The organism is Luteimonas sp. A534, assembly GCF_054072805.1.
Window position 1 is genome coordinate 1,001,376 of sequence record NZ_JBSVRR010000001.1, and the last position, 19,431, is coordinate 1,020,806.

Consider the following 19,431-nt stretch of genomic DNA (forward strand, 5'->3'; position numbering starts at 1 on the left):
CACCGGGGTGCGTTAGGCTTGGCGCGCCTTTCCCGCCACAACGCAGCCCATGCCCACCCTCTTGGGCGCTCACTGAGCGACGACGGCACGATCAGGCACGCAGCTCCCATGAAGCCATCCCCACCCACGCTGCATCCGCGCAACCGGCACCAGGGCCGCTACGACTTCGTGCGCCTGGTACAGGCCTGCCCTGCCTTGGCACCGCACCTGCTGACGACACCGCGCGGCGACACCAGCATCGATTTCAGCGACCCCGCCGCCGTGCGCGAACTCAACCGCGCGATTCTCCGCAGTGACTACGGAATCGCCCACTGGGACCTGCCCGATGGTGCCCTGTGCCCGCCGATCCCCGGCCGCGCCGACTACCTGCACGGACTGGCGGATCTGCTCGCCGAAAGCGGCGACGGCGCGATCCCGCGCGGCACCTCGATCCGCGTGCTCGACGTCGGCGTCGGCGCCAGCTGCATCTATCCGCTGCTGGGACACGCCGAGTACGGCTGGCGCTTCGTGGGCTCGGACATCGACGCGACCTCGCTGCGGGTCGCCAACGCGATCGTGCAGGCGAACCGGCTCGACAAGGCGATGGCACTGCGCCAGCAACCGCGACGGGGCAATGTATTCCGCGGTGTGATCCACGAGGACGACCGCTTCGACCTCACTCTGTGCAATCCACCCTTCCACGCCTCCGCAAGCGAGGCCGCGAACGCCAACCAGCGCAAGCGTCGCCAGCTCGGCACGCAGTCCCCACCACTGTCACAGCGGGCGCCAGCGCCCGCACTGAACTTCGGCGGCCATGCCCACGAACTCTGGTGCGAGGGCGGAGAAGCGGCGTTCCTGCGCCGGATGGTCCGCGAAAGCGTGGAGTTCCGCGACCAGGTGCGCTGGTTCACCAGCCTCGTCGCCCGGTCGGAGCACCTCCCCGCCCTGCGCAGCCAGCTTGTCCAGGCCAGCGCCTCGGACATCCGGGTGGTGCCCATGGCACAGGGCGCCAAACAGAGCCGGTTCGTCGCATGGACGTTCCGGTAGCGCCCCACTGGACTCATCAGCGTGAACGCTGCTCCCACGCGGCGAAGAGTTCGCGCATCCGTTCCTGCTGCGGTGCATCCCAGCGCCGGATCCTGTGCTCCATGCCTTCCACGGTCCCCCACTCCGGCTGGCCGGCGGCCGTGGTGTCGTACCACTGCAGGGCAAGGTCGGCTTGTCCGGTCGTCCAGTACAGCAGTGCCATGCTGTAGGCCGCCCAGAAGGGTTCGCCGCCATGCAGCGCGATTGCACGCTGCCAGTCGGAAAAGGTGGTCGCAAAATCGCCGAGGTCATAGCTCGCCCAACCCCTGGACCACAGCGCGTTGCGCTCGTACGGCCCCCCGGGTTCTGCCACCGACAGGGCGGTGTCGAAGTCACGACGCGCGCGCACCAGGTCGCCGCCTTCCATGAACAGGTACGCACGCTGCGAAAGCGCGGCCCCGTTGCGCGGGTTCTTCTGGATCGCGGCGTTGACCATCCGGCGGAAGCGCGCCCGGTCCCCGGGGGGCGTGGGGTGATACCTCGCGGACAGATCGTCGTCGACATAGCGTCCTTGCGGCTGCACCGCAGGCAGCGGCTCGACCGCGCCCGCGGCGCCCACCCATAGCAGCACGACGACCAGTGCAATGCGATATCCCATGAATGGCTCCCCCTGATGACGGGCGAAGAGTGCCATACGACGGGTGGGGGCGCGATCGCTGGGGCGAACAAGCTGCGCCAGCTCGGCGGCGCGCCCGTGCGTGCTTCGCGGCAGCGCCGCGCAGCTGTCACCGGCTACAGCAGGAGAGGTCGATCCACGCCTGGATCGGGTCGGCCGGCGCAGGCATGTGCTGCACGCCGCCTTCGCCCACCAGGACGATGTGGTCGCGATCTACCGCGTCAAGGCCGGCTTGGCTGCGCGAGGCGGAGTCGGCAGTCAGTCACTTCCGCCGAACGGGCGGGGATCAGGCGTCCTGCCCTCGGCAAACGTCTGGTACAGGGACGCAGCGCGCCGGTCGACCATCCGGTGCTCGACCGGCCCGAACCGCGACAGCCGCTCTGCCAGCACGTCACCCGCGCGATGATCGCCAAGGATATAAGCCAGCCGGAGGTAAGCGCCGGACTCGAGCATGTCCTGTCGCGGGCCCTTCGCGGCATGGATGTCGGCAAGCACGTGATAGGCGAAGAGGTTGCCCGCCCTGGCGAGCGGGTAGGTCATGCCGATCGCGTGGTACGGGTCGCCTGCGTCCAGATGCCGCATCGCCAGCTCGAGCACCGCGGCCTCGTTGCCGGGCGCCTCCGACTCGAGCTGCTCGATCGTGAGTTCTTGCAAACGCTGTCGTTCCGCAGGAGAGGGATAGCCGTTGCGGATCAGCCAGTCAGCTTCCCTGGCATCCACAGCCATGAACACATCATCGGAGCAGCGTGCATGGGCACCCGCACAGAGATACGCATCGGGACCATCCACCCTGCGCGCGGGCGACTCACCCAAGACCGCTTGCGGGCTGGGCTGGGACCAGTCGACCGCCTCGCTTGCGGCCGGGATTCCATCCGGCGCGACGTCCTGCGGATTGACCGGAGACTCGCTGCAGCCAGCCGCCACGATCGCGGCCGCAAGGGCCACCGCGATGCACCGACGGCTGGAGATGTTCAGGTGCCGCATTCGCACTCCCCGATCTTATTCAATCGTCTGCGCATTTTGCCCGACATCGCCCCGACACACCCGACCCTTGCTTTCAGAACACAGACAGCCCCGTCATCCGCGTGAAGCGATGCAGTGCATAGCGGCCGAGCAGTGAATTGCCCTTGTCGTCCAGCCCGGGCGACCACACGCACAGGCCCATCACGCGCGGCACCACCGCGACGATGCCGCCGCCCACCCCGCTCTTGGCGGGCAGGCCGACATAGAACGCGAAGTCGCCGGCGGCATCGTATGTCCCCGCCGTCATCATCACCGAATTGATGCGCGTGGCGCCTTCGGACGTGGTCACCTGCTCGCCAGACGACCCGCAGCGGCCACCATCGGCCAGGTATTGCACGCTGCGCGCCAGGTCTACGCAGTCCATGCGCAGCGAACACTGCAGGTAGTAGAAATCCAGCACATCCTGCACATCGTTGTGCAGGTTGTCGTAGCTGCGGATGAAGTTGGCGAGCGCCACGTTGCGGTAGCCGCTCTCGCGCTCGGACTTCGCCACAACCTCGTCGGTGCCGACCTCCGGATTGCCCGAACGCGCCCGCATGAACTCGAGCAGCAGGGTCTCGGCATCATCATGGCTGGACAGCACCACGTCGGCGGTCACCAGGGCCCCGGCGTTCATGAACGGATTGCGGGGAATGCCCTTCTCGTGCTCGAGCTGGATCAGCGAATTGTACGCATCACCCGAGGGCTCGCGGTCCACGCGCGTCCACAGCTCGTCGCCAACCGCCTCCAATGCCAGGGTCAAGCTGTAGACCTTGGAGACGCTCTGGATCGAGAAGCGCTCGCGCGAATGCCCGACCTCGTGGATCGTGCCATCCAGCAGCGCCAGCGCCATGCCGAAACGATCCTTCGGCACGTCGGCCAGCGACGGGATGTAGTCCGCCACCTCGCCTTCGCCGAAGCGCTGCCGCACCTCCTCGTTGATGGTGCCGAGGATGTCGTCGAGGTCGAGGCGGCCAAGGTCGTCGGGGTTCGGTGGAAGCTTGCGCATGCGCGGGTCCGTCGGGTGCGGGGTGCCCACTGTACGCAGCGTCGCGTGATACCCGCGGCGCGTGCGACTCAGAGGTTGAAATGACAGAGGGTCACCGTCTCGTCCGGGCTGAAGCCCGGATAGTGGATCTCCATCTGCAGTCACCATCTCAGCGCGCCAGCAATCGCCGGGTCCAGTCCAGCAGCACCAGCGGCAGCCGCTCGGGCGTCGACAGCAAGGCGTAGTGGCCCGGGCCGAACACCTTTGGCAGATAGCCAGGCGCCTGCAGGTCGACAGTCAGGCAGAAGGGAAAGATGCCCTGCAGCCGTGCTTCTGTGACCGACTGGCGCATGTCCTCGACGCCGAACAGGCCATCGTAGCGGTCGGCGTCATTGGGCTTGCCATCGGACAGCATGAGCAGCAGCCGGTGCTCGGCGGGCTGCCGCATCAGCAGCGACGTGGCATGGCGGATCGCTGCGCCGGCGCGCGTGTAGTGCTCGGGTTCCAGGCCGGCAATGCGCAGCGCGACGTTCTGCCCGTAGGCCTCGTCGAAGGCCTTGAGCATGCGCAGCGTCACGCCGTGCGGGCCTTCGCCGGAGAAGGCCATGACCGAGAAGGGTTCGCCCAGGCCGTCCAGGGCCATGCAGACCAGCAGCAGGGCCTCGCGTTCGACGTCGATCACGCGCCGGCCGCCACCGATGAAACCGTCCGTGGAACCGCTGGCGTCGACCAGCAACGACACCGCGATGCTGCGCCGACCCGGTCGGCGCGACTCGTACAGCCCTTCGCGCAGGAATCCCCCGGCGCGCAGGTCGGCGCGGCCTTCGACGCAGGCATCGATATCGATGTCCTCGCCATCGCTCTGCCTGCGCAGGCGGACGCGCTCGGGACGCAGGGCCTCGAACTGGCGGCGGATGCCGTCGAGGTGCGAGCGGTGGCGGGCCAGGGTCGCGTCGATCCAGCGGCTGTCGCCTTCCACCGACGGCATCATGCGCACCGTGGTGCCGTGCTCGATGTAGGACCTGCTGGCGTGGTCCCACTCGGGATAGCGGAAGCGGATGCCGCCGGCGTCGGGATCGTCGAACTCGATCCTTGCGCGACTGGAGGGTGGATCGTCCGACAGCAGCACTTCGCGCGACGGGTCCGGCGCGGCGACCATCCGCGTCGATGCCAGCTCGGAAAGCATGTCGCCGTACTCGTCCGCGCTGGTCTCGTCATCGCGGTCGACCGGGCGCTGCAGGCCGAAGGGATCTTCGGCAACCTCGTGCGGCGCGTCCTGCTGGACCATCCACGCGCCGGGCTCGCCGTCCTGGTCCTCGTCCGCGGCCGCTTCGCGCTCCTCGGGGCGCCGTTCCATCCGCGCGCTGCGCACGGGACCGGCGTCATCGTCGTGGTCGAAGGGCTTGCCTTCGACCAGTCCGGCGGCGGCGCCCGCCTCGCGCAGTTCACCAGTCCACCAGTCGCGATACAGCGGCATCGGGCCAAGCCGGCGTACGTCCGCACTGGCGATGCCCCACTCATGCAGCAGTCGCCCGGCACGTGCGAGCGAATCCTCGACCGGTCCCGGCGGCGATGCCGGCACGGCCGACAGGTCGCGCGCAAGGATGCCGCGGACCAGCTGCTCGAGCGGCTGCCTGGCCGGCGCGAAATCGGCCAGCGGCGGCCGCCCTGCCAGCGCAAGGCGGCGCAGTCGCGTCAGCGCCGGCAGCAGCCCGGGGAAGCTCCGCGCAATCTCCGCTTCGGCGGCCTGCGTCTCGAGGACCAGCGCGGTATCGCGCAACAGCGGTGACCCGCGCTGACCGAGGATCGCCTGCACGCTGCCACGCATCGCTCGGCGCGCCTGCTGCAGCGCCATCGCGCGATACAGCTCAGACGCCTCGACACCATCGCAAGTGCCCAGGTGCGCCGGGAGCCAGATCGCATCCCCGCTGGTGGCCGGCAGCGCCCGGCGGTGGCGCGGATAGGCGCCGCGGTGGAACAGCCGGTGCAGCACGGTCGGGCGCGCCGGCGGCAGCGCCACGCGCATCGGCAGGCTTGTCCCGCAGGCGGCCGACACCAGCAGGTCCAAGCGCCGCACCAGCGACGCCAGTGCGACCGGCGCATCGGGTTCGCGCGCGTAGTGCCGGCGCCAGGTGTCGCGGATGAACACCGTCGCGTGCCGCGCGGCATCGACGACAACGTCCTCGGCCTCGGCCACGTCGGGTCCGCCTAGGGGAACATCGCGTCGACGAGTTCGCGCATCGCACCGAGCAGGGTCGGATCGTCGCTCAGCGGCGAAACCACCGCGGCGTTGCACGCCTCGCGCACGCCGATGCCGCTGGCGACCAGGCGGCCCGCGGCAATCAGCAGGCGCGTGCTCGGCACCTCGGCCAGGCCACGGTCACGCAACGAGCGCAGGCGCCCGGCCAGCTCCACCAGCGCCGCCGCCGTGCCGCTGTCCACGTCGCTTTCGGTCGCGACGATCGCGGCTTCCGCCGGTGGCTCGGGAAAGCCCAGCTCGATCGCGACGAAGCGCTGGCGCGTGCTCGGCTTCAAGTCCTTGAGCATGCGCTGGTAGCCGGGGTTGTAGGAGATCACCAGCTGGAAGCCCGGTGCCGCCTCCAGCGTCTCGCCGGTGCGGTCGATCGGCAGCATCCGGCGGTAATCGGTCAGTGGGTGCAGGACCACGATGGTGTCCTGGCGCGCCTCCACCACTTCGTCGAGGTAGCAGATCGCGCCCTCGCGCACGGCGCGGGTCAGCGGGCCGTCCTGCCAGACGGTGTCGTCGTGGCGGATCAGGAAACGCCCGATGAGGTCGCTCGCGGTCAGGTCGTCGTGACAGGCCACCGTGATCAGCGGGCGCCCCAACCGCCAGGCCATGTGTTCGACGAAGCGCGTCTTGCCGCAGCCGGTGGGACCCTTGAGCATCACGGCAAGCCCGCCTGCATGGCACTGCTCGACGATCCCGATCTCGTTGCCCGTGGGCAGGTAGTACGGGCCGGCCTTCGCCGTCGCGGTCGCTGAGCGCTCATCCATCGATCAGCGTCCCGGCTTGACCTGCAGCTCGCCCTCGGCCCCGTCCGCGATCACATCGAACTGCGGCCGGTACCGGAAGAAGTCGAAGATGAACATCGCAACGCCGGTGGCGAAGATCGTCGCCGTCAGGATCAGCATGAGGAAGTGCACCTGGATCTTGAGCTGTGCGTCCAGGTAGCCCATCCCCATGATCCGCTCCAGGTAGACCTGGGCGATGCCTGCGGTGCCGAAGGACAGCGTCATGCCGAACATGCCCGACACCTGCAGCCAGAACGCCCAGTAGCCCAGCGGCGAGTGCTTTCCCGGCGGCCGGTTGGTCAGGCCCGGCATCGCGTAGCTGATCATCGCCATGATGATCATCGCGTAGGCGCCATAGAACGCGGAGTGCGCATGCATCGCGGTGATCAGGGTGCCGTGCGTCCACTTGTTGACGCTGGGCCAGGTGTGGGCCAGGCCAAGCAGGCCCGCACCGAACAGCGCGAAGATCGCGCTGCCGATGGTCCAGTGCAACGCCAGGCTGTTGGGATGCGTGACCCCGCCGCGCCGCATCGCGGCATAGGCGTAGATCGCCATCGCGGCCAGCGCCAGCGGCTCCAGCGCGCTGAAGAAGCCACCGATCGGCAGCCAGATCTGCGGCACGCCCACCCAGTAGTAATGGTGCGCGGTGCCAAGGATGCCGGCGAAGAACACCAGGCCCACGATCACATACAGCCACTTCTCCATCACCTCGCGATCGATGCCCGACAGGCGGATCAGCAGGTAGGCGAGGAAGCCGGCCATGATCATCATCCACACGCCCTCGACCCACAGGTGGATGGTCCACCAGCGGTAGAAGATCGACACCGTGTAGTTCTCGTAATGCAGCAGCGCCGGGATGTAGAGCACCGCCGACAGCGCAAGTCCGCCGATCAGCACGCCCTCGGTCGTGGTCAGTCGCCCCGACCGCTTGATCGTCATGCCGATGTTGTAGAGGAACATCAGCATGCAGATGACGATGACGATCTTGTGCGGCAGCGGCTGCTCGAGCAGCTTGTTGCCGGTGCCGTAGCGGAACAGGTAGCCGATGACCGCGGTGACGCCCATCACCGTCCACAAGCCGAGCTGCCAGTACGCGAGCTTCGTGCTGTACAGCTCGGTGCGCGACTCGTCCGGCACCATCCAGTAGGTCGCGCCCATGAAGCCCGTGAGCACCCAGACGATCAGCAGGTTGGTGTGGATGGTCTTGGTGACGTCGAACGGCAGGATGTACAGCAGCGGGTCCGGCCCGAGGTACTTGGCCGCCGACAGCAACCCGAACACGATCTGCAGCCCGAACAGCACCATGGCCACGGCGAAATACCAGTAGGCCACTGATTGGGACTTGTAACGCATGGAAGATCTCCCGGTGCCGGCGCAGGACGCCGCCAGTGTTATTTCATCGATCCAAGGAAGGCGACGAGCTGGTCGACCTGCTCTTCGGTGAGGGTCTCTGGATACGTGTTGGGCATGAACGACGTGCCTTCCGCCGAGAACATGGCTCCCGGAACCAGGTGCGCGCTTGGGGAAACGATCGCCTCGCGGATATAGCCCTCCACGTCGGTCGCACTGCCGGTGTAGTCCGGGGACGCGATCGTCTGCGCCGCACGTTCCGCCATGCCAGCCATCGACGGGCCGGCGAGCTGGACGCCCGGCTGCAGCGAGTGGCATGCGGTGCACACGGGCACCGCGGTGCCGAACAGGTGTTCGCCGATTGCGCGCGGGTCGCTGTCGGCACGCACGGGCCTCACGTCCTGCGCCGTGCCCTCTTCGGTGCCCTGCGCGGCCACGTTGACGGTGCCGCCGGCGACCAGGATGGGCCGCGGCGGCCAGCCCTGGTTGTCGACCTTGGACACCCACTCGAGGAACTTCACCAGGTTCGCGATCTCGAGCTCGCTGAGGTTCTGCGTCGGCATCAGGCGGCGATGGCGCTGCTCGTCGTAGAACTGCGATGGATCGCGCATATAGGCCTTCAGGTAGGCCTCGCCGCGGTGCTGCGCGATCTTGGTCAGGTCGGGGGCGTAGTAGGCGCCTTCGCCGAACAGGGTGTGGCAGTTGATGCAGTTGTACTTGTGCCAGACATCCTTGCCGTGGGTGACCTCCGGCGTGATGTCCTGCGCGTTGGTGAGGTCGTCGAAGCGCGCATGGCTGTACAGGGTCAGGCCGAGGAATGCGACGGCGGCGAGGCCTGTTGCGACGATGGCGAAGATCCGGGACTGCCGCTTGTTCATGGTGTCGTTCCTAGACGGAGATCGAAGGCCAATACTCAATCGCCGTGTAGCCGGCGTAGATCACGGCCACCGCCATCAGCACCAACACCAGCATCCCGAGCCAGCGCACGGGAGAAATCAGCTTGCTTGCCTTCATTCGTCTGCTCCCCGAACGGGTCGACTCAGGACACGCGCCTGATTCACTCTGTCATTTACTCAACCTTCATGCAACGCATGAATCTCCGCCCCTTCCCGGCTTCACCCGTCGCGACGCCTCCACGCTGCGAAGAACCGCAGCATTTGCGCAGATGCGTCGGGGCCATGCGGATCGGTGTACGCGATCGGCATCGAGCCGGTGGGTGGCCACCAGGTCGCCGGGCGGCGCGCTCGAAGCCGCCACCTTCTACGCCGCGACCTTCCCCGACAGCGCCGTCACCGCCGTCAACCACGCGCCGGGCGATTACCCCTGCTGCTCCTACGGCCCGCACTGCCACCAACCACTCCACCTGCGCTGCGCACCGTCGGCACGGTGATAGACGAGGGTCGCAGGGCGGACCGGTGATTCCCCGCCTCCGCTCGCCGCGCCGGTGAGCGTGATGTCGATCGTCTTGCCAGCGCCGGAAAAGCGCGTGCCGCGGAGCATCGCGTCGAAACCGCCGGGCGCCGCCACGGGCTCTATGTAGTCGCCGACCTTCACCACGCCGCGTGCGGATTCGGCGGAGGCCACATCGCCCCTCGCCAGCAGCAGGGGTGCCTCGCCCGCTTCGCCAGAGGAGAAGCTGCAGGCGAGCTCCCCGGCAAGCGCCGCCGCATCGATCTCCGCCGCCGACAGCGGCATGAGCGCGATCGCAGAGCCGTCGCCGCCACGGGTCGGGTCACTGCCGTCATCCAGCGGCACCAGCCGGTGCGCGGCATCGCTGCACACCGTCAGGCCATCTCCGTCCCCGGATGCACCCGCCACCAGCACCCGCATGCCCACGGCCAAGGCCTGCACGTCCACTGGTTCGGCTTCGCAAAGATTCCAGCGCGCGGGCAGCCGCACCGCCACGCGGCCGCGGCCCACGACATCGACCTCGACCACAGCGCTGCCGTCGTACGTCCACGGTTGCGTGTCGATGGACGCCACGGTGCCCTCGACGGAAACGTTGCCAGGGGCGGCGGAAGGTGCTTCGGGTGGCGTGGCGCAGGATGCGGTGGCCAGCGCAATGGTCAGGGCCACGGCGGACGGGACGGCAATAGATCGAAGGGAAGGCATTTCCTGCTCCAGGGCGTGGCGGTTGCGTGGAGCGTATCTTGACGGTGTCTACGGCGTGGCAAGGCGCAGGACAGCCGCTCACTTGGGGCGCAGCGCCCGCCTCTGGATAACCGTCCCAACGCCATCCCGTACCGTCCACGGCCGCAGCGATCAGGCCATGAAAACATCAGTCCCTGACCCCGTTCCGCGGCTGTCCTCGCTGGTGCAGCGGGTTGCCGTCCACCATGCCTCTGGCCGTTCTGTCGTCGGGATGTCGTGTCCTTCAGCAAAGGAGGCACCCATGCGCGTTCTGATCCTGTCCTCCCTCGCGGCCCTGCCGCTCCTGGCGCAGGCAGACGACACGGTCTTCAGCTGCACGACAACGAACGGCAAGGTCGTACAGGTGGTGCAGACGGTGACCCACGTCCGCTACACCTTCGGCAAGCCTGGCCAGGCGCCAGAAATGACGATCGAGACGCCTACGGCGGAGCTCGAATACTCCGTCTCCACGGGTTCGCAGGTTGAAAGCTTCGTGATGAACTTCAAGAACGGCGACACGACTTATCTGCTCGACGCATCAACCTCCTACATGGATCCGGACTGGTACGGCCAACTGACCGTGTTCCAGGGCGACACGCGGCTTGCGATGCTCGACTGCAAGAAGGGCACGGTCAAATTCACTGCCGCCAACATGGCCAGGGAGCCCGATCGGCCTTGAGTCCATCCGCCGGCGCGCTATTCTCCCGACAGGGAACGGGGAGCAAGCGTTGAACGGATCAGCCAGGAAGAGAGCAGCCGCCATTGCGCTGCTGCTCGCATGCGTCATGACGTCATGCGCGAACGTGGATCACACCGCACGCGCACCGGCGACCGCCACCGCCACCCCGCTCAGCTGGGAACTGGCGTACGCGCAGGCCAACGAAGCCTACGAGCGCGCCGCGTATGCCGATGCGTCGCAACTGGCGCGCCTCGCGCATTCACAGGCGACGGCGACCCTTGGCCCCGACACCACTGAAGCCGGCGCGGCGTTGAGCCTGCATGCCGCCGCCGAGCTTGCACTTGGGCATTTCCCCGAAGCCACCACGGCCTTTGAATCATCCCTGGCCACGCTGCGCCGTAGTCCCGACCCCGATCCCAGGGACATGGCGGTGGCCATGGGCAACCTGGGCGAGCTGCACCGGCAACAGGGGCAGTTCGATCGCGCGTTGCCGTGGCTCGAAGAGTCGTATAGGACCAGCGAACTGGCCTACGGCCCCACGCATGCCGAGACCGCAACGGCCCTCGCCGCGCTTGCCCTGATCCGCCACCAGCTGGACGCACTTCCCGAGGCCGAACAGGCCTACACGGAGGCGTTGGCGCTCATGGCGGCTACCGGCGCACCGCCACTGCAGCTGGCCAAGGTGCAAGCCAACTTTGCCGACCTTCTCATCCGAACGGAGAGGCTCGACGAAGCGCACCAGATGCTTGACCGTGTACTCGCCACGGAGCAAGCCCAACTTGGACCCGGCCACCCGGACCTTGCGTACACGCTGAACACGCAAGGCATCCTGGCGGATGCGCGAGGCCAGCATGAAGATGCACTGCAGCTCTATCGACGCGCGCTCGATATCCGGCGCAACGCACTCCCCGCTGGACATCCCGCCACCGCCACGGTGCTCGCCAACATGGCTGGCTCTTACCAGGATCTCGGCGCCATCACCGAGGCGCGCGACAACTACGCGCAGGCCCTGACCATCCTGCGCGAAGCCCACGGTGAAGATCATCCCGACGTTGCCGACCTCGAATCCGCCTTGCGGGCGCTGGACTGAGCCGAGAGCACGTTCCGGCGTCGGACCAGCGTCAAACCCGGCCGTCTAGAACAGCACCACATGCCGTCCACGTTCCCCCTGCTCCAGCCCGTGGAACACGATGGACCCGCTGGCAGCATCCCATTCGAACGGGGCACCGTCATGGGGTCTGCGAAGCGGCGCATCGCGTACCGCGTCCGCCGCGCCCTCGCGTGAAATGCCACCGGCGCGCAGGGTCGCAGCCAGCAACGCGGCGCGCCGTTGGCCTTCGAGATCAGTCAGCCGTGCGATGTAGTTCGTGTAGGCGGGTGCGGCTATGGAGTCGAGGATGGCGCCGACCGGGTTGTACAGCCGGAACCCCGGCGACGCATCATTCTGCGGCTCGGCGAGGCCATCCAGTGCCTGGCCCATCTCCGGATAAGGCAGCTCTGAGAGCCTACCCAGCTCGACCATTCGGGCAGCGAACAGATTGAGCGTCGCCTGCGGCTGGAACAGCGGGCGCAGCAGGCGCTCGCTGACCTGCGAACGCGAGTTGGCTGTCTGCGCTTCAGGCGACATGACCATCCGCAGCGAGCCACCGGTAGCGTGCCACTCGCCACCGAGCGCCCGCGCGAGGGAACGCTCGGCCACCGACATGGGCTGCCGCCAGGACGGCGGCACGGCCGCGGCGGCAAGGTCGGGTGGAAGCTCGGCTAGCGCAAGGTTTCCGAACGCGAAATTCCGCCTGACCCCAGCCGCCGCGATCATCTTGGAAACCAGCAGGTCCGACGAGGCCAGCACTTGCCGCCAGAACACAAGATCTTGCTCCAGGAGGTCCCGCACGGCCCCCGCGTCGCGCGCGATCGCGTGCTGCCGCACCGCGACCAGATGCAGCTTCTGGATCTCCATCGGATGCTGATAACCCGCCAGCGGCACGCCAATATCCGCGGGAATGGGGTCGCGCCACCCGTCGGTGGCGAGCATGCGGCCATACCGGTCGAGCAACCACTGCTCCCCGGCCAACCACTGCGCTACCGCTTCGGGGTGGGCATGCAATGCCTCCACACATGCCGCTGCCTCGCTGCATGCGGTGGCAAGCGCGGCGACCTCAGGGCTGCGCGCGGCCTTGTAGTCCGCATCCTCACCCGGTAGTTCCGGGAAGTAGGCTCCAAAGGACGACGGAGTGAACGCCTCGATGTGCGCATTGCGGACGCTGCCCAGCGCCACCGGATCCGTGTCCTGCGCGGCCGCCAGGCCCAACGCATGGATGTAGCCGTTTGCCGTATCGGCCAGCACCAAACGGTCGCGCATCATGGCCGTCAGCCGCTCCGCGTCGGCAGAAGCCGACTCGTCGTTCCAGTTGACGACCAGGAGCACCGCGTACGTAACCGCCGCGAACGCCACCAGTGCGCCCGCCGCCCACGCGAGCGTACGCATAACACCTCTTGCACTCATTCCCTCATCCCCAGCCAAGAAAGCAGACCGTAACGGGTATTCTCGCCCAGCGACCCCGATCTACAACTATTGAGCAGGAGTGCCCCGATGCGCCGATGGAAGGTCCCCGCACTTCTTTCCCTGCTGTCCGCGACCGCGATCGCCGGGGAAGCCGTGCAAGTGCAGGACCACGGCGATGGCCGGTACACCTTGAGCACCGTTGTTCACGGCACGATGGATCCCGGGGAGGGACTGGTCGCGATCACGCCCGAAGCACTGACGACCTGTGGAGCCCGGTTCCCGCATTTCGGAAAGTACCGCTTTGAAGCGTGGAGCCAACTCGGGGCGTCGGACACACCCGGGCCGGAATCGCTGCGCTACTCGCACGACATCACCTGTCACGACGCACCGCAGGAGACCATCGAAACGGCCTCCATGCCGGTGCCACCGGCGCCTGACAGCCCACCGACCGAAGACGACGCGGCAATCATCAACGCACTTACTTTGGCCTACTTCACGGCGAAGGAAAACGCCGACGCGGACGCCGCGTACCAGTTGCTCTCGCCCGAAATGGCCAGCTACGCGACACCGGAAGAGTGGGCGGCCACCCGCAGCGCCTTCAATGCAAAGGTCGGACCCGGTGCGGAAACGCGCCTGGTCCGCACCACCTGGTACGACAATCCCGCGAATGCGCCATCGCTGGGCCGATATGTCGCGGTCGACTACGGCGTGACCTACCCAAGCCAGGGGTTCACCTGCGGCTATGTCATGTGGCTGCGCCAGGCAGACGGCGGGTATCTGATCGTCCGGGAAGAGAAGGCCCAGGTCACACCGGACAACGTTGCGGGCCTCTCGCCCGAGCAGGTCGCGAGCATGCGCGCGCAGTTGATGTGCCGGGACTAGTGCCGACACAGCCACGGCCGCGCTGCCGCGTCCGGGACCATCGCGCGAGCAACAACCCGTCCTTCATACACCTTGCCGGTCGCAAAGTAAGACCAGGTCCCACAGACTCGATCGGCGCGCTGCACCAACAGGTACACGCATCCAGAATCCCTCCCGGCGAGGGTTCCACACTACGTCGCGATCAGCGGCCTTGCGAATCGCGCGGCAAGGCATGAGCCCTACCCTGAAATCTCCCGCACCGCCCGCACCGCGCGCTCCACTTCGTCACTCGTGTTCACCAGGCTCGGCGCCAGCCGGGCATAGGTGACGGCATAGGGACTGGTGCTGGCGATGATGTTGCGCGCCAGCAGCTGCCGCACCATCTCCGCCGGCGCCACGCCCTCCACCTCGAACGACACCAGCCCCGCTGACAGCTCTCCCGACATCGGAGTGTGCAGCTTCACCTTCGGATTGGCGGCGAGCCCGGACTTGCACTGATCGTTGAGCTTGCGGATGCGCGCCGCCACGTGCGCGCGCCCCATCTGCTTGTGCATGCGGAACGCCGCGGCGGCGGCCCACTAGTGCTCGTAGGCGTGCCCAATTCCCGGCGCGTGCGCGCACGCGGATCGGCAGGCGGATGCCGCTGCTGGAATGCACCCAGGTCAGCCCCACCACCCGTGCTTTGGGGCCGATGGCCTTGAGCAGCGCGTCGATGATCGAATCGGTGGTGGCCGACGCCTCGTCCTCGAACAGCGGGACCATGCGCATGCTCGCCCCGGCGCGTTCGACGGCCAGGCGGATCGACTCATGGTGGGTGCGAGTAGTGGTCGTGCGTGGTGCACAGCACTTCGTCGCCGGCCCGTAGCGGCAGGCCCTGGTACACCAGCGCCAGGCCGGTGGTGGTGTTGCCGGTCAGGCAGACGTCCTGCGGTCGCGCGCCCAGGTAGTCGGCGATCTCCGCCTGCACCCGCGCCGGGTGACTGGCGATGAAGAAGCTGGCGAAGTGCATCAGCGTCAACGGGGCGCGCAGCGGGCCGCGGCCATTGACGGTCACCACGCCCTCAACGATCTCTTCCACCGGGGTTTCTTCCTCAATAGGGCGGCGCCCTGCGCTGCCGCTGCAGCCGCGCGGCCTCGGTCCACCACGCCAGGTCATCCGCGAAGCGGGCAAAGCTCCTTTCAAGCGACTTGCCGGCCGCATCGACTGGTTGCCCTTGATCGTCCAGGGTCTTTGCAATCGGTCCGACTTCCACGGTGCTTGAGATCACCACCATGCCCATTTCCGACAAGGTGCCGTGCCAGGCGACGTTCGCGCGCGCACCGGCCAGACGCCCGGCCGAATAGCTGACCACGCCGGCGGGACGCCAGAACCACTCCTCCAGGAAGTGATCGGTCAGGTTCTTCAGGCCCGGCTGCATGCCCCAGTTGTATTCCCCGGTGACGAACACGAAGCCGTCGGCGCCGCGGATCTTGCCGGCCAGCGCCTCCATCGCCTCGGGCGCCTGGCCCTTCGGATATTCCTTGTACATGCGGTCCAGCATCGGCAGATCCACCGCCCTTGCGTCGATCAGCTCGGCGTCGATTCCGCGTGCCTGCAACGTGCGCACGCAGTAGTCGGCCAGGCGGATGCCCATGCGGTCGCTGCGGTAGGAGCCGTAGAACACCAGGATGCGTTCGGACATGAGTTTGCCTTCGCGGTAGTGAAGAGTCTTTAGCAGGGGAGGCCGGGGGATCCATGCATGGCGCCATCTTCGTCGATCAGGCATGAAGCATCCGACAGGCCACAACCTGCGCGCCGGCACAAGTGACGCCCCAGCCACCCATCGCCGCCTGCCCCCGCAGGAGGGCTGTATTCTTCCCGCGGGGGCCATGGGAGCGGACGATGTCGATGGCGCGCGGCACCTGGCGGTATCGCAGAACACCCATCGGAAGGCAGCCAACGCATCCACTACAAGGGGAAATCCAGAATGTACAGGCAGATTGCAGGTGCCATGATCTTGTCGTGCGTGTGCACGACCGCCATGGCTGATCATGGATTCGAGCTGGTCTCCGCGATCGCTCCCGCGGGGATCGACGCCAAGGCGGTGGCGGTAGGCGACGTGACCGGTGACGGCCTTGACGATGTGCTCGCGCTCGGCGGCGGCCAGTCCCACTTCCGGAACCGCGTCATCCTCTACGCACAGATCGCGAACGGCTTCGCGCCGCCTGTCGCGATCGACTACCACCCCGAGCCGACCGACTACTACGCCGCGGGCAAGGGGCTTGCGCTGGCTGACCTTGACGGTGACGGCGACCTCGACATCCTCGTGCCCTACGGTGACTACCCGAGCAGCGAGCTGGCCGTGCTCCGCAATGACGGCGGCGCATTCACGGTGGACGCATTTTCCACGACCGAAGTGCTGCGCGAAATGAGGTTCACCGATGTCAACGGCGATGGCCATCTGGACCTTGTGGGCAACGACAACTACGGCAACATCGCCATCCTCCACGGCGACGGCGAAGCCGGGTTCGGCCAGATCACCTGGCACGGATACAACGCCTACCCCTCGATGTTCCAGCTGGCCGATATCGATGGCGACGGCAGGGAGGACCTCGTCTACCACGCGTGGGACGTGTTCCAGGTCCGTCGCAACGAGGGCACGGGCTTCGCCGAGTCGCCCCGCACCCTGGTCCGGGCCAGCTTCGATGACCGGTTCGCGGTGGCCGACTTCAGGGGCAACGGCCGCATCGACCTCGCGCACGCTGTGGGGTCCTGGCCGACGTACTCGGTCGTCCTCCACCTGCAGGGCAATGACGGCGCGTATCGTCTGAAGCAGCCCCTTGGTGGTGGGAGACTGGTCAGCGTCGACGAAGTGCTGGCCACTGACCTGGATGGCGATGGCCACCAGGACGTGCTGGTCTTCACCCGAAGTTTCGACCAGGCATTGGTCGTCCGACTCGGGCGTGCCGGCGGTGGATTTTCTCCCGCGGTCACGCACGAGCTGGGCAACACCGCGAGCTACGCCCTTGGCGACGTCAACGGCGATGGCGAGAGGGACATCGTGCTGCGCGACGCCAGCGGAGGCATCTCCTACAGGGCCGGCCGCAATTCATCACTGGGGACCGACCTTGCGGTGTTCACCGGCCTCAACGCAGGCGCGGCGGCGATACGCGTGGAAAACCGCGGCACCTTGCAGGCCGCGGCCTACAAGTTGACCTTCCGCCTCGAACCGCGCCTCGGGTCGGTCAGTGGCGACACCCTCCCGGGCGACTGCACGTCCCAGGCCTGGAACGGCTCCCTCGCGATCACCTGCCAGATGCCGGCGCTCGCAGCGGGCGCGCATCACGAGCGCCAGTTTCCCTTCGTCCTCACCACCTCGGCCGCGCAGACCATGGTCACGGGCACCGCGCGCGTGCTTTACGACTGGCCCGAACTCCGCACGGACAACAACGTGGCGAGCAAGCGGGTGCTGTTCGAAGCGTCGCTCCCTCCCCCACTGTCCCACCCACACCAAGTGAAGAGGAGTCAGAAGCGGTAGTTCATGCCCATCGCAAGCCCACGGCACGGTGCCCGGTGGGGTGGCCGCGGCGCTGGTTACGATTGATGGCAAGCGTCGCTGCCGCCACGCCCTGCCCCTGAGGACTACGCATGGATCGTCGCCGCTTCCTTGGCGTGACTGGAGCAGCCGCCGCGTCGCCGATGTTGGCCGCACTGGGCACTTCCCCCGTGGCAAACGCCACCGCAACATTGTTCAAGCGCGTGAACTTCGCGTCCGACGGGCTTGGGCTCAGCCCCGCCGAGTACGCAGCACTGCTGGGCGAGGTCGTGGCGGAGGACGGCTTAGAACCCGACTACTACTCACAGGGCGGCGTCATCCGTGAGCTGGAACGCAAGTTCGCCCGGCTGCTCGGCAAGGACGACGCGATCTACCTGCCCACCGGAACGCTCGCGAACCACCTCGCGGTGCGCAAGCTCGCCGGGGACGATCGTCGCGTGCTCGTGCAGGCAGAAAGCCACTTCTACAACGACAGCGGCGACTGCGCGCAGACCCTGAGCGGGCTGAACCTCGTGCCCCTGGCCGAAGGAAGCAGCACCCTCCCCGTCGAAGACGTGAAGGGCTGGCTGGCGCGCTCCGAGAGCGGCCGGGTCGAGACCCGCGTCGGCGTGATCGCGATCGATCGACCAGCGCGGGAGTGCGCCCGATGACACCCGCATAACGGACGCGGGCGTACTCAGGCGTCTCCTCCACCGGACACAGGGAAGAGCCATGAAGATCGTGACCAGCCTGAGCTTCCAGGGGCAATGCCGCGAAGCGTTCGAGTTCTACGCCAAGGTGCTGGGCGGCAAGATCACCGCCGCGATCCCCTACGCCGATGCGCCGCCGGACATGCCGATCAGCGGCGACAAGTACAAGACCTGGCTGATGCACTGCTGGCTCGAGGTCGACGACCAGGCCCTGATGGGCGCCGACATGGACGTCGAGTGGGCGCCCAATGTCGACAAGCCCAAGAACGGCTTCGACGTCACCGTGCACACCGATGACATCGACAAGGCGCGGCGCTGGTTCGAACAGCTGTCCGAAGGCGGCAAACAGGTGATGCCGTTCGAGGCGACCTTCTGGTCGCCAGGCTACGGCGCCCTGGTGGACCGCTTCGGCGTGCCGTGGATGGTCAACACCGTACCGGCCGCGGACTGGACCCCGCAGCCATGATCGCCAAGAACACCATCTGCGTGTGGTACGACCGCGACGCGCTCGATGCCGCCAACTTCTACGCCCAGACCTTCCCCGACAGCGCCGTCACCGCCGTCAACCGCGCGCCCGGCGACTACCCGTCCGGCAAGGAAGGCGACGTGCTGACGGTCGAGTTCAGCGTGTGCGGCATCCCCTGTCTTGGCCTCAACGGCGGCGACACGTTCAAGCACAGCGAAGCGTTCTCGTTCCAGATCGCCACGGAAGACCAGGCCGAGACCGACCGCCTATGGGACGCGATCGTCGGCAACGGCGGCCAGGAAAGCGAATGCGGCTGGTGCAAGGACAAGTGGGGCATCTCCTGGCAGATCACCCCGCGCGTCCTGACCGAGGCCTATACAGGCCCGGACCGCGCCGCCGCCAAGCGCGTGTTCAACGCCATGATGACCATGCGCAAGATCGATGTCGCCGCGATCGAGGCCGCGCGGCGGGGCTGAGTCGCCGTCCTACATGGGGCCTGCGGCCCCATGCAGG

The 19,431-nt window shown here is 67.3% G+C and carries 20 protein-coding genes and 1 pseudogene; 8 read left to right on the forward strand and 13 right to left on the reverse strand.

Annotated elements, in window-relative coordinates; all coding sequences use genetic code 11:
• Window positions 1–108: 108 nt before the first annotated feature.
• Entirely contained in the window at window positions 109–1,026 is a 918-nt protein-coding gene (gene rlmF / locus ACW5F0_RS04575) for a 23S rRNA (adenine(1618)-N(6))-methyltransferase RlmF (RefSeq protein WP_456999136.1), read from the forward strand.
• A gap of 16 nt (window positions 1,027–1,042) precedes the next feature.
• Here rlmF and ACW5F0_RS04580 read toward each other — a convergent pair whose 3' ends face one another.
• The 9 genes from ACW5F0_RS04580 to ACW5F0_RS04620 all read right to left on the reverse strand — a co-directional run bounded on the left by ACW5F0_RS04580 (window position 1,043) and on the right by ACW5F0_RS04620 (window position 10,130).
• Complete coding sequence (locus ACW5F0_RS04580; RefSeq protein WP_456964836.1) at window positions 1,043–1,663, reverse strand: tetratricopeptide repeat protein; 621 nt, start codon at window positions 1,661–1,663, stop codon at window positions 1,043–1,045.
• A 276-nt stretch (window positions 1,664–1,939) separates the two neighbouring features.
• Window positions 1,940–2,665, reverse strand: coding sequence for a hypothetical protein (locus ACW5F0_RS04585; protein WP_456964837.1), 726 nt, complete (start codon window positions 2,663–2,665; stop codon window positions 1,940–1,942).
• A 73-nt stretch (window positions 2,666–2,738) separates the two neighbouring features.
• On the reverse strand, window positions 2,739–3,692 hold the full coding sequence (locus ACW5F0_RS04590; protein ID WP_456964838.1) for a glutaminase: 954 nt from the start codon (window positions 3,690–3,692) through the stop codon (window positions 2,739–2,741).
• A gap of 148 nt (window positions 3,693–3,840) precedes the next feature.
• Window positions 3,841–5,868 (reverse strand): nitric oxide reductase activation protein NorD, encoded by a 2,028-nt coding sequence (locus ACW5F0_RS04595; protein ID WP_456999137.1) that lies wholly within the window; start codon window positions 5,866–5,868, stop codon window positions 3,841–3,843.
• An 11-nt stretch (window positions 5,869–5,879) separates the two neighbouring features.
• Entirely contained in the window at window positions 5,880–6,686 is an 807-nt protein-coding gene (locus ACW5F0_RS04600; RefSeq protein WP_456964840.1) for an AAA family ATPase, read from the reverse strand.
• Window positions 6,687–6,689: 3 nt separating this feature from the next.
• Window positions 6,690–8,057, reverse strand: a complete 1,368-nt coding sequence (locus ACW5F0_RS04605; protein ID WP_456964841.1) for a cbb3-type cytochrome c oxidase subunit I — start codon at window positions 8,055–8,057, stop codon at window positions 6,690–6,692.
• Between the two features lie 38 nt (window positions 8,058–8,095).
• Complete coding sequence (locus ACW5F0_RS04610) at window positions 8,096–8,932, reverse strand: c-type cytochrome (protein ID WP_456964842.1); 837 nt, start codon at window positions 8,930–8,932, stop codon at window positions 8,096–8,098.
• 10 nt (window positions 8,933–8,942) lie between these two features.
• Window positions 8,943–9,068 carry a hypothetical protein gene (locus ACW5F0_RS04615; RefSeq protein ID WP_456964843.1) on the reverse strand — a complete coding sequence of 42 codons (126 nt, stop codon included), beginning with the start codon at window positions 9,066–9,068 and terminating at the stop codon, window positions 8,943–8,945.
• A gap of 318 nt (window positions 9,069–9,386) precedes the next feature.
• Window positions 9,387–10,130: a hypothetical protein gene (locus ACW5F0_RS04620; protein ID WP_456999138.1), complete on the reverse strand. Its 744-nt coding sequence runs from the start codon at window positions 10,128–10,130 to the stop codon at window positions 9,387–9,389.
• Between the two features lie 316 nt (window positions 10,131–10,446).
• Between ACW5F0_RS04620 and ACW5F0_RS04625 the strand changes: the two genes are divergently transcribed.
• The gene (locus tag ACW5F0_RS04625) at window positions 10,447–10,863 is read left to right on the forward strand and encodes a hypothetical protein (protein ID WP_456964845.1); all 417 of its coding nucleotides are present in this window, start codon (window positions 10,447–10,449) and stop codon (window positions 10,861–10,863) included.
• Between the two features lie 49 nt (window positions 10,864–10,912).
• Window positions 10,913–11,953, forward strand: a complete 1,041-nt coding sequence (locus ACW5F0_RS04630) for a tetratricopeptide repeat protein (RefSeq protein WP_456964846.1) — start codon at window positions 10,913–10,915, stop codon at window positions 11,951–11,953.
• A gap of 45 nt (window positions 11,954–11,998) precedes the next feature.
• On the opposite strand, the gene ACW5F0_RS04635 is transcribed toward ACW5F0_RS04630, so the two are convergent.
• Entirely contained in the window at window positions 11,999–13,348 is a 1,350-nt protein-coding gene (locus tag ACW5F0_RS04635; protein ID WP_456999139.1) for a hypothetical protein, read from the reverse strand.
• Window positions 13,349–13,453: 105 nt separating this feature from the next.
• Here ACW5F0_RS04635 and ACW5F0_RS04640 point away from each other — a divergent pair, with 105 nt between their 5' ends.
• Window positions 13,454–14,248, forward strand: a complete 795-nt coding sequence (locus tag ACW5F0_RS04640) for a DUF4019 domain-containing protein (RefSeq protein WP_456999140.1) — start codon at window positions 13,454–13,456, stop codon at window positions 14,246–14,248.
• A 218-nt stretch (window positions 14,249–14,466) separates the two neighbouring features.
• Here the strand turns inward: ACW5F0_RS04640 and ACW5F0_RS04645 are convergent.
• The 3 genes and pseudogenes from ACW5F0_RS04645 to ACW5F0_RS04655 all read right to left on the reverse strand — a co-directional run.
• Window positions 14,467–14,784, reverse strand: a pseudogene (locus ACW5F0_RS04645) (aminotransferase class V-fold PLP-dependent enzyme); the annotation flags it as partial.
• A 248-nt stretch (window positions 14,785–15,032) separates the two neighbouring features.
• Window positions 15,033–15,305, reverse strand: a complete 273-nt coding sequence (locus tag ACW5F0_RS04650; protein ID WP_456999141.1) for a hypothetical protein — start codon at window positions 15,303–15,305, stop codon at window positions 15,033–15,035.
• Between the two features lie 13 nt (window positions 15,306–15,318).
• Complete coding sequence (locus ACW5F0_RS04655; protein ID WP_456999142.1) at window positions 15,319–15,909, reverse strand: NADPH-dependent FMN reductase; 591 nt, start codon at window positions 15,907–15,909, stop codon at window positions 15,319–15,321.
• Between the two features lie 339 nt (window positions 15,910–16,248).
• Here ACW5F0_RS04655 and ACW5F0_RS04660 point away from each other — a divergent pair, with 339 nt between their 5' ends.
• From ACW5F0_RS04660 to ACW5F0_RS04675, 4 genes are all read left to right on the forward strand, one after another.
• Window positions 16,249–17,745 carry an FG-GAP repeat domain-containing protein gene (locus ACW5F0_RS04660; protein ID WP_456999143.1) on the forward strand — a complete coding sequence of 499 codons (1,497 nt, stop codon included), beginning with the start codon at window positions 16,249–16,251 and terminating at the stop codon, window positions 17,743–17,745.
• Window positions 17,746–17,855: 110 nt separating this feature from the next.
• Window positions 17,856–18,413 (forward strand): beta-eliminating lyase-related protein, encoded by a 558-nt coding sequence (locus ACW5F0_RS04665; protein ID WP_456964850.1) that lies wholly within the window; start codon window positions 17,856–17,858, stop codon window positions 18,411–18,413.
• Between the two features lie 61 nt (window positions 18,414–18,474).
• On the forward strand, window positions 18,475–18,918 hold the full coding sequence (locus tag ACW5F0_RS04670; RefSeq protein ID WP_456964851.1) for a VOC family protein: 444 nt from the start codon (window positions 18,475–18,477) through the stop codon (window positions 18,916–18,918).
• Window positions 18,915–19,394: a VOC family protein gene (locus ACW5F0_RS04675; RefSeq protein ID WP_456964852.1), complete on the forward strand. Its 480-nt coding sequence runs from the start codon at window positions 18,915–18,917 to the stop codon at window positions 19,392–19,394. Before ACW5F0_RS04670 ends, ACW5F0_RS04675 begins: the two co-directional genes overlap by 4 nt.
• The last annotated feature ends 37 nt before the right edge of the window (window positions 19,395–19,431 follow it).

What these genes read in the sequence shown, in the direction of transcription:
- ACW5F0_RS04605 (WP_456964841.1), bottom strand. Translation starts at nt 8,057, where the DNA reads ATGCGTTACAAGTCCCAATCAGTGGCCTACTGGTATTTCGCCGTGGCC.
- ACW5F0_RS04665 (WP_456964850.1), top strand. Translation starts at nt 17,856, where the DNA reads ATGGATCGTCGCCGCTTCCTTGGCGTGACTGGAGCAGCCGCCGCGTCG.
- ACW5F0_RS04615 (WP_456964843.1), bottom strand. Translation starts at nt 9,068, where the DNA reads ATGAAGGCAAGCAAGCTGATTTCTCCCGTGCGCTGGCTCGGGATGCTG.
- ACW5F0_RS04660 (WP_456999143.1), top strand. Translation starts at nt 16,249, where the DNA reads ATGGCTGATCATGGATTCGAGCTGGTCTCCGCGATCGCTCCCGCGGGG.
- ACW5F0_RS04625 (WP_456964845.1), top strand. Translation starts at nt 10,447, where the DNA reads ATGCGCGTTCTGATCCTGTCCTCCCTCGCGGCCCTGCCGCTCCTGGCG.
- ACW5F0_RS04670 (WP_456964851.1), top strand. Translation starts at nt 18,475, where the DNA reads ATGAAGATCGTGACCAGCCTGAGCTTCCAGGGGCAATGCCGCGAAGCG.
- ACW5F0_RS04580 (WP_456964836.1), bottom strand. Translation starts at nt 1,663, where the DNA reads ATGGGATATCGCATTGCACTGGTCGTCGTGCTGCTATGGGTGGGCGCC.
- rlmF (WP_456999136.1), top strand. Translation starts at nt 109, where the DNA reads ATGAAGCCATCCCCACCCACGCTGCATCCGCGCAACCGGCACCAGGGC.
- ACW5F0_RS04635 (WP_456999139.1), bottom strand. Translation starts at nt 13,348, where the DNA reads ATGCGTACGCTCGCGTGGGCGGCGGGCGCACTGGTGGCGTTCGCGGCG.
- ACW5F0_RS04655 (WP_456999142.1), bottom strand. Translation starts at nt 15,909, where the DNA reads ATGTCCGAACGCATCCTGGTGTTCTACGGCTCCTACCGCAGCGACCGC.
- ACW5F0_RS04640 (WP_456999140.1), top strand. Translation starts at nt 13,454, where the DNA reads ATGCGCCGATGGAAGGTCCCCGCACTTCTTTCCCTGCTGTCCGCGACC.
- ACW5F0_RS04585 (WP_456964837.1), bottom strand. Translation starts at nt 2,665, where the DNA reads ATGCGGCACCTGAACATCTCCAGCCGTCGGTGCATCGCGGTGGCCCTT.
- ACW5F0_RS04610 (WP_456964842.1), bottom strand. Translation starts at nt 8,932, where the DNA reads ATGAACAAGCGGCAGTCCCGGATCTTCGCCATCGTCGCAACAGGCCTC.
- ACW5F0_RS04590 (WP_456964838.1), bottom strand. Translation starts at nt 3,692, where the DNA reads ATGCGCAAGCTTCCACCGAACCCCGACGACCTTGGCCGCCTCGACCTC.
- ACW5F0_RS04600 (WP_456964840.1), bottom strand. Translation starts at nt 6,686, where the DNA reads ATGGATGAGCGCTCAGCGACCGCGACGGCGAAGGCCGGCCCGTACTAC.
- ACW5F0_RS04675 (WP_456964852.1), top strand. Translation starts at nt 18,915, where the DNA reads ATGATCGCCAAGAACACCATCTGCGTGTGGTACGACCGCGACGCGCTC.